The organism is Otariodibacter sp. (assembly GCF_029256985.1).
Taxonomy (GTDB): domain Bacteria; phylum Pseudomonadota; class Gammaproteobacteria; order Enterobacterales; family Pasteurellaceae; genus Otariodibacter.
On record NZ_JARIDQ010000028.1, the window covers coordinates 1 to 13,165 of the forward strand.

Genomic DNA, 13,165 nt, shown 5'->3' on the forward strand with positions numbered 1-13,165 from the left:
CAGTTCTACATTATTTTTTACAAAAAATAACCCGCTAATTGCGGGCTATTTTAAATCTATGATTGGTTTTTATTTTTTGTTATAACTTGGCTCAGAATTACCAAGACTAACGAAAGAATAATCATAAGCGTTGCCAATGCATTCACTTCTGGAGTTACGCCTGTTTTTACCAATGAGAAAATTTTAAGTGGTAAAACTTCATAACTTGCACTCGTAACGAATGAGGATACTACTACGTCATCAAGTGAAATAGTAAAACTTAATAACCAACCAGAAACAATTGCTGGTAATAATAACGGCAATAAGATTTTACGTAAAATAACCACTTCTGTTGCACCTAAATCTTTCGCAGCTTCCAGCATTTTTGAGTCAAAATCTTTCAAACGAGAAGATACGGTGATCACCACATAAGGCAAACAGAACGTGACGTGAGCAAATAATAATGACCAAAATCCTAATGATACGCCCACGATCATAAATAATGCTAATAATGATACAGCCATAACGATATCAGGTGACATCATTACTACAAACAACATTCCGCCAACCATTTGTTTACCACGGAAACGATAACGGTATAAAGCAATAGCTGTCATCGCACCGATGATTGTAGAAAGTGTTGCTGAAAAGAAAGCAATACTCACAGAATGTCCTGCAGCTTGAATTAAGGTATCATTATTAAATAAACGCTCATACCAATTGAAACTCAACCCTTTCCAACTCAAGCCATATCTATCCGCATTAAACGAGTTTGTAACTAAAATGATGATTGGGATGTACAAATACGCGTACACCAAAAACATAAATAAGGTTTTAAATACGCGTTTCATTATTCTAACTCCACTTTCTTATTCATCAGTTTATTTGCTCGATAATAAATATAGATCATCAATGCCATTAACACAGTAAGTGCAATGCTGATTGCAGATCCAAATGGCCAGTTACGCGTTACCAAGAATTCACTCTTGATTACATTACCCACAAGTAATACTTTAGCACCACCAAGTAAATCTGCCACATAGAACATACCCATTGCAGGAAGCAGAACTAATAAACACCCTGCCACAATACCCGGCATCGTTAAAGGAATAATCACACGGATAAAACGTTGAAACGCATTTGCACCTAAATCTCTTGCAGCCTCAAGTAAACGTCCATCAATTTTCTCAATAGATGAATAAAGCGGTAAGATCATAAACGGTAAAAGCAAATACACTAAACCAATTACCACTGCGACTTCGGTATTCAAAATACGAATTGGTGAATCGATCACACCTAGCCAAAGTAATGATTCATTTAATATCCCTTTCACACCTAAGAAAATTTTCATTCCATAGATACGAATAAGCGAGTTTGTCCAGAATGGTAACACCACTAAGAATAATAATAGCGGACGATATTTTTCTGGTAATTTTGCCATTATAAATGCAAATGGATAACCTAAAACTAAACAAATAATAGTGGCAATTCCCGACATATATAAGGAATTCCACAATACTTGAGAATAAAGTGGATCAATTAAGCGTTTATAGCTATCTAATGAAAAAGTAAATTCAATCAGGTCGCTAGTATCTTTAGTCATTACACTCGTTACTAAAACGAGCAAATTCGGAATAAGGACGAAAAAAATCAACCAACCGAAAATAACTGCAACCGTGATCTTTTGAAATTTATTGCTAGTGATTTTCATCGTTGATTACAACCTCCCAACCTTCATACCAAGTTAATGCTACTTTCTGGCCAATTGAGTGATCAATATTTGGATCATCTTCATTAAAGAATTCGCTTACTAATACATTCATACCATTGTGGTCAAGCTGAACACTTGATTCTAATGTCATACCTTTATAGTTACGATCGATGATATGTCCAATAATTGCTTTAGATGCTTCATTCTCATCTAATTCTTCAATCACAATATCTTCTGGACGTAATAATACGTTTAATTTTTGTTGAGGATGAACTGGAATATCAGTGTGGATTTCACAAATACGACCTTCCACATTCGCCTTAACAGTCTTTTCTGATACTCTTTCAATTACAGTTGCTTCAAATACATTGATTTCACCAATGAAACGAGCCACAAATAAATTCTTCGGATCTTCGTAAATTTCACGAGGTGTACCGTCTTGTTCAATATTACCTTTGTTCATTACGATAATACGATCTGACATTGTTAATGCTTCTTCTTGATCGTGAGTAACAAAAATAAAGGTAATACCTAATTGACGTTGTAATGCTTTTAATTCGTTTTGCATCTCTTTACGCAATTTGTAATCTAATGCAGAAAGAGATTCATCTAATAGCAATACTTTGGGTTTATTAACCACAGCTCTTGCAATAGCAATACGCTGTTGCTGACCACCAGATAATTGCGCAGGTTTACGATTCGCCATATCTTCTAAGCGGACCATTTTTAATGCTTCCATTACACGAGGTTTAATATCCGCCTCGGGTATTTTTTGCATTCTCAATCCAAATGCCACATTTTCGAAAATCGTCATATGTGGGAAAAGCGCATAACTTTGGAAAACGGTATTTACAGGGCGTTGCTCTGCCGGCACGTTCGACACATCTTGCCCATCTAAAATGACAAAGCCTTCCGTTAAGTCTTCAAATCCAGCAATTAAACGTAACGCTGTAGTCTTACCACAACCTGATGGACCTAAAATTGTTAAAAACTCACCATCATTGATTGTAAGATCTAACTTGTCAATAATTGTCTTATCACCGTAACGTTTTGTGATCGAACGAAGCTCAATAATTGGTTTTTGATCTAGTTTTTCCATTTATTTTTGTTTTCCCCCTAGGGTATTGTTGAGAAAATGCAAAAATCTGAATAATAATTCAGCATAACTTGTGCGATAGCGATACGCTATAAAACGACCCTTAATGATATAGATAATGGAACGAGAATGAAAGTAAAAATTAGTCATTACTTGTTCAGTTTGACTACAAGCGGTCTGTTCATCCTAAAAATAAGCAAAATTATGATGGATAAGAAGTAAATCTTGCCTTTTGTGGCATTCTTAATTTAAGCCTTTCACGATTTAATTTGAGAGCTTGCTCAGTAACTTGATAATCAAGCCATAATAAGGGATCAGCTGGTAACTCCATTGGCCAGATATATTGAACGTTAAAGCCCCTTTTCTTGCACTCATCGTGTAAGGCATCATATCGTCGTTTTAAAAAAGTAAGTTTATTAAAGAAAAAACGTACGTGCCCCTCACCCAATTTATAATCAAGAGGCTGGCCTGCTAAATTATATTTACCTTTAGCGATGGCATTCGGAATACGAGTCAGCTCTCGATGTTCAGCTAACAAATGTTGGTCACATAATTCTGTAACAGGCACTACGTTAATTCTAGTCATTAAACTTCTTTTGTTTCCATATTTGGTGTAGGAGAGGGAGATAATGGAGGAAAACCACCAAGATCTTTCAATTTATTAACCATTGTACAAAATAATTCTGCGGTACGTTCTGTATCATATAAGGCTGAGTGTGCTTGTTTACCATCAAATGCAATACCTGCCATTTGACAAGCTTTCACTAGTACCGTTTGACCATACATAAATCCACCCAGGGTTGCCGTATCAAATAAGGCAAAAGGGTGAAATGGATCTCGTTTAGCATTGATTCTCTTCACTGCTTCTTGTAAAAATGCCTGATCAAAAGTGGCATTGTGTGCCACGATCACCGCTCGTTGACAACCCGCATCTTTAACAGCCTTTCGAATCATTTTAAACATATCAGTAATAGCAATATCTTCAGAAATCGCACCCCGTTCTGGATCTTCAATATTAATTCCATTTACCTTCAAAGATTCAGGATTAACATTCGCTCCTTCAAAAGGTTGAATATGACTATGATATTTTTTATCAAGTTGAATATAGCCATCTTCATCCATTGAAAGGGTAATCGCAGCAATTTCCAACAATGCGTCTGTTTTAGCATTTAGTCCTGCAGTTTCAACATCAATTACCACAGGTAAGTAACCACGAAAACGATGTTTCATTAAATTATAATTTATTAGTTGATTTTCTATTTTTTCTGTCATCAGGTTTACATTTTTAAGGGGAATGTGTGATTCCCCTATTCATTAATAATTTTCAATTTGTGAAGACTGAGTTTAGCCTAACGCTTTTTGAGCATCTTTATTTTCGATAAACTCAATTTTATAACCATCAGGATCTTCCACAAAAGCGATTAAAGTTGTACCACCTTTTACAGGCCCCGCTTCACGAGTAATATTTCCACCCGCTTTACGAACCGCTTCAACAGTTGCATAAATATCATCTACACCTAGAGCAATATGACCATAAGCCGTACCTAAATCGTAGCTATCTACACCCCAGTTATAAGTCAATTCAATCACAGCACTTTCACTCTCATCTGCATAACCGACAAAAGCTAATGAATATTTGTACTGTTCATTTTCACTTGTACGTAATAAACGCATTCCCAACACTTCTGTGTAAAATTTGATAGAGCGTTCTAAATTACCTACACGTAACATAGTATGTAAAATTCTCATACTCAACTCCTTTTTAACATATTTAACATAGAAAAAACGAATGGTATTATGGCATAATCTCCGTTCAAAATCATTTTTCTGGCTGATATTATGTTATACGATTATCAAACACCATCCAAATTAGAAATTATTACTTTCGCGATCTTGCCTGTAACATTAATGCTATTCATTGAAATGTTACTGAATTATATCGCAGCACCAATGAATTCGATATTCATTTCACCTTACTTACTTGCTTTTTTTGTCACAACAATTATTATGTTTATCGTATTGCTCAAAGGACAAATTTGTGCAGGACAATATGGACGCTTGATTTATATTCTTCCTTTTTTTGTTATTTTCTCCATAGGGAATTTTCTATACACGCTCAGCTTTACTCCAAAACATATTCCAATGATTATTTCAATGCTAACCTCTTTGTTTATTCCATTTTTATATTGGAAAGTTCCTGAGGATCAAAGACTCTATAGAGTAATACTCTATTTAGGTTTAGCTGTTGCATTCATTGGCGTATTGCAATATTTAATTATTTACTGGGTTGAGCTTCCTTCTTTATTTAATGGAATTCGAGCTAACAATTTTGCACAATTAATGTTAGGCGTATTATTAGCTGGTTGGTACTTAATTATCGCAAAAAGTCGCTTAGAAAGATTTTTAAAACTGTTAGTACTTATTGCTTTAATCTTGTTAGCCTTTAACTATATCTGGGTCACTTTTGTACTTTACCAACAATTACAAATTATGCCAGATATGCAATTAGTGCCATATTTTATTTTCTTTGTGATTCAGTTTATTATTCTTGTTATGCTAGCTTGGTTACTGCTTGGAAAAAGTATTAAAAATCCTGTTGCTTGGACTACTGCAACCTTTTTAGCAATGCTTTATCCATTTACTAATATCATTTAAATTATGCTAAAACGAGGTCTAATTATCCTAGCTAGCATCATCGCTATTCTTATTAGCGGTGGTTTAGCTCTAATGAGTGGCAGCCAACTAGCGACTACAATTAATTGGATCTTACCTGATGAGTGGAAGGCTGAAATTCCCAAAGGGATCTCACCTGGCTTAGAAGGTGCAAGCCTCCCTTTTTTCTCCCTTGCTTATCAAAATTGTACGATTATTTCTACTGATGATTTAAATGTTCAGTGGGCTAATCAGAATAAAATCACATTACAACAAGCGATTATTGATTATTCTTGTCTCGCCCTATTACCTACAAATAACAAAGATTCATCTTCATCAGCAGATATTACTTTAGAAAGCTTAGCTTCGATATTTTCTATGGTCCCTAATGGTTTGATAAGCGTAAACGCATTATCTGTTATCCACTTACCTGATGAAATCAATCCTCGACTAAAATCACTGTTAGAACAACCTAATGAGATAACATTTACCTATTTTAATGATACACTGACCACTTCTTTAGCACAAAAAAACCTTAATCTCTCACTTAACTTTGAGAATCAAACTCTAGCTGGTAACATAATCTATAAACCAAATAAAAATACGGAAGAAATTGTCTCACAAGAGAAAAAAGAGCAACATCAACTCAGCTTTTCTACTGTAATAAATAATCAAATTCTCTCCATTCCTCCTAAAGCACAATTAGAATATAACTGGTATTTGCCAGAAAATATGGTGAGTGATCCTGATTTACAACAAGGGAATATGACTCTTGCTTGGGAAGAAAATGATGAACATCAATTTTTAGGGGATTTTGTATTACATTCCTCACTCAATCCAAATAATAAGATTGAATTGCCGATTAATTTTGATGGAGAAAGTCTAAATATCACACGAGGCTATGTAAATTGGTTACTAAGTGAAGATTTTACTTTACGGGGTTTTATCACCACTTCAATTACCCCAAATAGTTTCTATTTTGATGACTTATATCCAGTCAAAACGACCACCCGCATTAGTTTACTGACAAATAATAGACATGGTAAAGGCAATGTGGTTATTAACAACCTTGAAGGAATATTACAAAAAGATTCATTTAACTTACCGCTTCAAATCACTGGGAATATTAAACAGGACAATTTTATTGTCTATACCTCTCTACCTTTAGATTTTAAAGGAGAATATGACAATCCTGTACTCCGTTTTCTGCCTGGCTCACTATTACGAATGACAGGTGCAGAACGTTTATTAACGATTAGAGATCTACGTTTCCCAATGGCAGGACTTTTGATTGATAAATACGGCATTACTGGACGATTACAAGCCATCTTAAAAGCTGAAAGTCCGGATTTTGATAATATCGAATTACATTTAGATGGATTTGCTAGAAAATTCAAAGCGGGATTGCTTTCTCTATTTACTGATCCGATGAATCACGAAACTGTTACGGATCTTTGGCAATGGCGATTTTGGGGAGAGTCAGCGATAAAAGCCTTTAATAGCTCAATGAATATCGCTGGCCGAGGTAATTGGCAAAAAAATATTATTCAACTATCTGAATTTGAAGGCAATATTGGTAAAATTCAGCAAAATGCTGTCTTAATTCCTAATACTACCCTTACCTTAGCCAACCCAATAACTTTTGCTTACGAAGTCAATGCTCTAGCAGGTGGATTACAACTTGATATGCAAAAAATACAATTTGATTATGGTGGAGAATTTGAATCCCCTACGGGCACTTTAAATTTTGATGGTAAATTAGAAAATTTACGTTTAAATGGTGAAATCAGTTCAGGCAAATTAGGTCCAATTCGTTTCTTTGCTCGTAGAGAATTGACACCTCAATCAAGTAATATTATTGGTAAACTTTACTGGGCTGAACAACCGGCAGATGTGTTCCAATCACTCTTTCCTATCCGTTCAAATTGGATTATTACCAATGGCACAATTCGTGGTGAAACTTCATTTAGTGCTAATGCAGAAAGAGGCTTAATAGCCGGTGGACATTTTGCCATTCGTAATGGAGAAATATCGTTACCAAATGGTAGTATGCAAGGAATTGAATTTTCTTTACCTTATCAATATCAAAATAATGAATTTGATATTGGAGCTAAGCAAGCACTTGATGTCAAAATTGCAGAAATTGATGTAGGAATTAAACTAAATAATGCTAAGATGAAAATTCAAGGACATTACCCTTACAGCAAAAAACGACCACTCACTCTGAGAGAACTTTCCTTTAATTTATTAGGAGGGAAACTGACTGTTGATAAATTTGCGTTGCCACAAACTCAAATTGCTTACTTAAACTTATTTAACATCCACTTTGAAGATATTCTCTCACTAGCACAATATCGACAAATTGATCTAAAAGGGCAAGCCAATGCTATCCTCCCATTTTGGTTATCAGGCAACCCTTGCTATATCTGTGAAGGTACCTTAGTTAAATCAGGAGAAAGTACGCTGAAATTCACGCCCGAATTATTGAACGCAATTAAAGAAGGAGGATATACTGAACAACTACTTATGACGGTCGTCAACAATAGCAGTATTGATGAATTAAATGCAAAAGTTAATCTTGATTCGGCAGGTTTGATGAATTTAAAAACATCATTAAAAATACATTCGTTAGATTATCAGAAAACCAAAGCTAATTTGAATTATAATCATCAAGAAAATATATTTGATTTATGGAAATTAATTAATTACGGTTCAGAATTTGAACAAAATATTGAACACTCTATTTATAAAAGATTGGATAACCAATGAAATCGAAATACTTATTTTATGCATTTTTTACAGTATATCTGACCGCTTGTACTCCTAAAATTCAGCTCGAAACCCCACAAGAAGGGATTACAATAAATATGAATGTTGTGGTGGATCACAAAATTGAAGTGAATATGGATGAAAAATCACAGGCGATTATTAAAAATTCAGACAATAAATAATAAAGAAAAACCTCATAAATGAACTGTGTCCCATAAGTTGGAGCACAATTTATGGGGTATTTTTATGCGTTACGATCTAGCTTTTAAGATTAAAGTTATAGCATATTATAGATAAGGACATACTGGCATTGCCACTGGCAAGAAGTTTAATGTAGATCCAAAGTGCATAGCTAAATGGGTAAACCAATACCAAAGTGGCGGTATAGACGCAATTAAACCAAAGACAAGTAAAGCTCACTACAGTAGCGAATTTAAACTCAACGTACTCAAAACTATGTTTGAACAAAACTTAAGTCAGTCTGAGATTGCCCTCAAGTTTAATATCAGCTCGCCCGCTTTAATTAGTCATTGGTACAAAGCATATCAACAACAAGGTATGAATGGACTCATTCCTGAACCTAAAGGTAGACCATCTATGACTAAACCCTTTATCACAGACAAACCCGATGAAGAAAAGACATTAGCAGAGCTTAAACGAGAGCTGGAATATCTACGTGCGGAGAATGCTTACTTAAAAAAGCTCGATGTCTTGCTCAGAGAGAAGAAGCAAGCCGAGAAAAAACGAGGATCATTGAAGGACTAAGATGCTATGGCTTAATAGCAAAGAATTATTTAAAACATCTCTTCTATTCGGATGAACCCAATAAACACTGGTTAACCGATATTACAGAGTTTAAGATAGGAGATAATAAGTTATATCTATCACCAATTCTTGATTGTTATAACAATGAGATCGTGAGTTATACTTTATCTAGGAGACCAACTTATAACTTAGTAGATAAAATGCTAGCTCTTGCGCTAAATAAGACGAAAAGAAGTCGTCATAAAAAGTTAATGCTTCACTCTGATCAGGGCTGGCATTACCAAATGGAGCCTTTTAGAAAGACGCTTAAAAAGCATAAAATACGCCAAAGTATGAGCCGAAAAGTCAACTGCCTAGATAATGCGTTAATGGAGGTTTTTTTCGCAACACTGAAGTATGAGACCATTTATATTGAAAAGCCTAAAAGCATTGAAGCACTGGAAAAGCAAATTCGTGAGTACATTCATTATTACAATCATAAGCGTATTCAACTTAAACTTAAAGGACTGAGTCCTGTGGAATACAGAATTCAGTCCTTGAGATAAACTTAAACTGTCCAAGATTTTGGGGTCAGTTCAAAAAGATAAACAGTTATAAGGTTTTTTATAATATTATTTTAACTCAATTAACCCATACCGTATTTTTTTAATTTCTTACGTAAAGTACCACGGTTAATACCCAACATAGTTGCAGCTCGTGTTTGATTACCACGAGTATACTGCATTACCATATCCAACATTGGGTGTTCGATTTCTGATAAGACCAACTCGTATAATTCTGTTGGATCTTCACCATTTAATTGTGATAAATAGTTTCTGATTGCTTGTTTAACATTATCACGAAGTGGTTTATTTACTTGTTGTGCCTGTGCATTCAGCATAGCCACTGTCAATGAGTTTGTTGCTTGTTGTTCTAACATTTTCTCTATCCAACTTAAGATTCTAACGAATCAATTTCACAAAATCTTCCAATGCTTCAAACTGTGCTTTTGCAGAGTCTAGCGCATTAAAAGTACGCTTAAAATTTGAGTTTGGGATTAGTTTATCGATATACCAACCAACATGTTTACGGGCAATGCGATAACCTTTTTCATCTCCATAAAAAGAATAAAGATCTGCTATATGCTTCAGCATAAATTGACTCTTTTCATAGACTGATAACTCAGGAGAAAGTCTCCCATTCTCTAAAAAATTTTTAATCTCCTTAAATATCCAAGGATTTCCTAAACTTCCTCTCCCAACCATTACAGCATCAGCTCCAGTATAATTAAAAACAAACCTTGCTTTCTCTGCTGAAGTTATGTCTCCATTAGCTATTACAGGTATTGAAACTGATTGTTTAACCATACGAATTGAATCATATTCAGCTTCTCCTTGGAATAAACATTGGCGAGTTCTCCCATGAATAGTTAGAGCAGAAATCCCTGCATTCTCAGCGATCTTTGCAATTTGTTGACAATTTTTATGTTCTGGATCCCAACCTGTTCTAATTTTTAATGTTACAGGTACATCCACAGCCTTTACCACTGCCTCTAAAATTTTTTCGACCAAATCAGGTTCACGTAAAAGGGCTGAACCAGCCAATTTTTTATTTACCTTCTTTGCAGGGCATCCCATGTTAATATCAATGATATCTGCCCCATAATCTACATTAATTTTTGCAGCATTTGCCATTTCTAAAGGATCAGAGCCTGCAATTTGTACAGCATTTATGCCTATATCTGCATGATGAGATAGTCGTAATTTAGATTTCTCTGTATGCCAAACCTTAGGGTTAGTTGACATCATTTCTGAGAAAGTTAACCCTGCACCAAACTGACTGCATAAACGTCTAAAAGGCTGATCAGTGATGCCTGCCATTGGAGCAAGAAAAATTCTATTTTTTATTTCATGCTTACCTATACGCACAACTCACCTGATGATTTTTTACACAAAAACAATAAAAATCCTCTACAAATAACAAAGTACGGTATAAACCGTACTTTATTTAATCTGCATCTAATATTCAAAGGGAAGTAAATCCTCTCGAATTAGGGGTAGATATGATACGCATTTTTTTCTAATTTTGGAAGACTATTTATTCAACAATCTTAATATTTTTTGATTTTATTAAAATAATTATCATTTTAATCATAAAATGGAGTAATATTTATGACAAAATAGAATGTACTCTATAGCATATCTCTGCTACTTTTAAAGAGTATTTTATTCAAAATACGCTCAATACTTGACTCCGCTTGCTCTCCAATTTTTGCTATTAATTTCTTTTTCTGATTATATTTTACTTCAAAAACATCTTTTTGATCTAACGCTTCGAGTAATAAATCGTCACTTGTTGAAATTTTATCAATTAGATTTAATTCTAAAGCTTGCTTACCAAACCAATGTTCTCCCGTTGCAATTTTCTCAATATTAAGTTGAGGGCGATGACTTTCAACGAATTGTTTAAATAAAAAATGTGCTTCTTCCAACTCTTGTTGGAATTTTTGTTTTCCTTTTTCAGTATTCTCTCCGATTAAAGTGACCGTACGTTTATATTCGCCTGCAGTCATTACATCTACATCAATATCATGTTTCTTCAATAATCTATGTATATTAGGAACTTGAGCTACAACGCCAATTGAACCGATGACAGCAAAAGGAGCAGAAACAATTTTATCTGCCACACATGCCATCATATATCCTCCACTTGCAGCAACTTTATCTACCGCTATAGTTAAAGGTATGTTTCTATCTTTTAATCGCTGTAGCTGTGAGGCGGCTAAACCATATCCATGCACTACCCCACCTGGACTTTCTAGCTTTAGCAAAACTTCATCATGCTTTTCTATATTAGCAAGAGTGATAATAGCATCGATCTCTTTACGTAAAGCAGAAACACCACTAGCTTGAATATCTCCTTGGAAATTAAGTACAAATAATCTAGGTTTAGTCTCTTGACTTCCTAAATTATGCCTTTTTTTTAAAATTTTCTTATCACGTTTATTTTTAGCCTTTTGCTCTTTTTTGTAGACTTTATCTAAATATTTTTGTTCAGCATTAGAAAGAAATAAATTACTCAATGATTTTTTCTGTTCTTTGTATTTTTTAGATAGATTTACAATTGTAATTACTCCATTTTCAGGTTGTTTACGATTTTCTAAAATTATCATAATAATGACTGCTATTGCGCCAAATAATGTTAATAATTCCAATAAAAAAATTCCATAATTTAGTAATATCTCTTTCCACATATACTATTCCTTTTCATTATTATTGCTTTGTGTATATTTAGTACTCTACAGGTAAGTTTTCTTTTACCCAAGCATCAAAACCACCTTTAACACTGTATACTCGTTCAAATCCTTGCTCTACAAGATATTGTGCAGTATTTCTACTACTTATCCCGTGATAACACATCACTACTATCGAGTGTTCATAATCATATTTATCTAAAAATTGTCTATAGCTTAAATTAGTTAGATGAAAAGCATCTTGAGGATGGCTGTGTTGAAATCTAATTAAATCACGAATATCGACTAAAACAGCATTTCCTTGTTTGAGTATATTCCACGCTTCGGGAGGCGTTATTTCTACGAAATTTTCTTCCATTATATTACCCATAATTTGTAGTTAATCTTTAATATAGCATTAAACTATAAATTGTAAATATTACACTTTATCTGACTTTAGTATTGAAGTTTTGTCTTTAATGCATATAATAATGATTCTCATATAAATACATAAAAAATTTAAGGTTTTTAAATGGTACAATTCTTCACATTTTTACAACAATATGTCGATTATTTTATTCTTGGGTTGCTCGGATTAATGAGTATTATTTTACTTGCAAAAATTATTGAAAGAATTCTTTTTTATAAAAAAGTGAATATAACGAATTATCAGACTATTGAATCATTGGAAATCGATCTAACTCATAACCTCACAACAATTTCAACCATCGGTTCTAACGCTCCATATGTTGGCTTGCTTGGAACTGTAATTGGTATATTACTTACTTTCTATGAATTAGGTAATACCGGGGGAGATCTTGATGCAGGTTCTATCATGGTACACCTTTCTCTTGCTTTAAAAGCAACCGCTATTGGGATTTTAGTTGCGATCCCAGCAATGATTTTCTATAACGGATTTGGTCGTAGCGTCGAGAAAAATAAATTACTTTGGCAAGATGCTCAACATCGTAAGTAAATAAAA

16 protein-coding genes are annotated in these 13,165 nt (G+C 34.0%); 6 read left to right on the forward strand and 10 right to left on the reverse strand.

Annotated features, from left to right (window positions below; all coding sequences use genetic code 11):
* Positions 1–56: 56 nt before the first annotated feature.
* The 6 genes from potC to gloA all read right to left on the reverse strand — a co-directional run bounded on the left by potC (position 57) and on the right by gloA (position 4,535).
* Complete coding sequence (gene potC / locus Q1J40_RS02660) at positions 57–830, reverse strand: spermidine/putrescine ABC transporter permease PotC (RefSeq protein ID WP_301098485.1); 774 nt, start codon at positions 828–830, stop codon at positions 57–59.
* The gene (gene potB, locus Q1J40_RS02665; protein ID WP_301098486.1) at positions 830–1,690 is read right to left on the reverse strand and encodes a spermidine/putrescine ABC transporter permease PotB; all 861 of its coding nucleotides are present in this window, start codon (positions 1,688–1,690) and stop codon (positions 830–832) included. The genes potC and potB overlap by 1 nt, the downstream gene beginning before the upstream one ends.
* Positions 1,677–2,789 carry a spermidine/putrescine ABC transporter ATP-binding protein PotA gene (gene potA / locus Q1J40_RS02670; protein ID WP_301098487.1) on the reverse strand — a complete coding sequence of 371 codons (1,113 nt, stop codon included), beginning with the start codon at positions 2,787–2,789 and terminating at the stop codon, positions 1,677–1,679. The genes potB and potA overlap by 14 nt, the downstream gene beginning before the upstream one ends.
* Positions 2,790–2,988: 199 nt before the next feature.
* Complete coding sequence (locus tag Q1J40_RS02675) at positions 2,989–3,372, reverse strand: pyrimidine dimer DNA glycosylase/endonuclease V (protein WP_301098488.1); 384 nt, start codon at positions 3,370–3,372, stop codon at positions 2,989–2,991.
* Positions 3,372–4,058, reverse strand: coding sequence for a ribonuclease T (gene rnt, locus Q1J40_RS02680; RefSeq protein ID WP_301098489.1), 687 nt, complete (start codon positions 4,056–4,058; stop codon positions 3,372–3,374). The genes Q1J40_RS02675 and rnt overlap by 1 nt, the downstream gene beginning before the upstream one ends.
* A gap of 72 nt (positions 4,059–4,130) precedes the next feature.
* Positions 4,131–4,535, reverse strand: a complete 405-nt coding sequence (gloA, locus tag Q1J40_RS02685) for a lactoylglutathione lyase (protein ID WP_301098490.1) — start codon at positions 4,533–4,535, stop codon at positions 4,131–4,133.
* Between the two features lie 90 nt (positions 4,536–4,625).
* Here gloA and Q1J40_RS02690 point away from each other — a divergent pair, with 90 nt between their 5' ends.
* The 5 genes from Q1J40_RS02690 to Q1J40_RS02710 all read left to right on the forward strand — a co-directional run bounded on the left by Q1J40_RS02690 (position 4,626) and on the right by Q1J40_RS02710 (position 9,517).
* Positions 4,626–5,441, forward strand: coding sequence for an HI_1241 family integral membrane domain (locus tag Q1J40_RS02690; protein WP_301098491.1), 816 nt, complete (start codon positions 4,626–4,628; stop codon positions 5,439–5,441).
* Between the two features lie 3 nt (positions 5,442–5,444).
* Positions 5,445–8,207: a YdbH family protein gene (locus tag Q1J40_RS02695; protein WP_301098492.1), complete on the forward strand. Its 2,763-nt coding sequence runs from the start codon at positions 5,445–5,447 to the stop codon at positions 8,205–8,207.
* Complete coding sequence (locus Q1J40_RS02700; protein WP_301098493.1) at positions 8,204–8,389, forward strand: YnbE family lipoprotein; 186 nt, start codon at positions 8,204–8,206, stop codon at positions 8,387–8,389. Before Q1J40_RS02695 ends, Q1J40_RS02700 begins: the two co-directional genes overlap by 4 nt.
* A 127-nt stretch (positions 8,390–8,516) precedes the next feature.
* Positions 8,517–8,972, forward strand: coding sequence for a helix-turn-helix domain-containing protein (locus Q1J40_RS02705; protein WP_363321847.1), 456 nt, complete (start codon positions 8,517–8,519; stop codon positions 8,970–8,972).
* A gap of 14 nt (positions 8,973–8,986) precedes the next feature.
* Positions 8,987–9,517 carry an IS3 family transposase gene (locus Q1J40_RS02710; protein WP_301098520.1) on the forward strand — a complete coding sequence of 177 codons (531 nt, stop codon included), beginning with the start codon at positions 8,987–8,989 and terminating at the stop codon, positions 9,515–9,517.
* A gap of 80 nt (positions 9,518–9,597) precedes the next feature.
* Here the strand turns inward: Q1J40_RS02710 and fis are convergent, their stop codons facing one another.
* From fis to glpE, 4 genes are all read right to left on the reverse strand, one after another.
* Positions 9,598–9,891, reverse strand: a complete 294-nt coding sequence (fis, locus tag Q1J40_RS02715; protein WP_301098494.1) for a DNA-binding transcriptional regulator Fis — start codon at positions 9,889–9,891, stop codon at positions 9,598–9,600.
* 22 nt (positions 9,892–9,913) lie between these two features.
* Positions 9,914–10,879 (reverse strand): tRNA dihydrouridine synthase DusB, encoded by a 966-nt coding sequence (dusB, locus tag Q1J40_RS02720; RefSeq protein WP_301098495.1) that lies wholly within the window; start codon positions 10,877–10,879, stop codon positions 9,914–9,916.
* A gap of 263 nt (positions 10,880–11,142) precedes the next feature.
* The gene (sohB, locus tag Q1J40_RS02725) at positions 11,143–12,204 is read right to left on the reverse strand and encodes a protease SohB (protein ID WP_301098496.1); all 1,062 of its coding nucleotides are present in this window, start codon (positions 12,202–12,204) and stop codon (positions 11,143–11,145) included.
* Between the two features lie 37 nt (positions 12,205–12,241).
* Positions 12,242–12,562 carry a thiosulfate sulfurtransferase GlpE gene (gene glpE / locus Q1J40_RS02730; RefSeq protein ID WP_301098497.1) on the reverse strand — a complete coding sequence of 107 codons (321 nt, stop codon included), beginning with the start codon at positions 12,560–12,562 and terminating at the stop codon, positions 12,242–12,244.
* A 153-nt stretch (positions 12,563–12,715) separates the two neighbouring features.
* On the opposite strand from glpE, the gene exbB reads away from it, so the two are divergent.
* Entirely contained in the window at positions 12,716–13,159 is a 444-nt protein-coding gene (gene exbB / locus Q1J40_RS02735) for a TonB-system energizer ExbB (protein WP_301098498.1), read from the forward strand.
* The last annotated feature ends 6 nt before the right edge of the window (positions 13,160–13,165 follow it).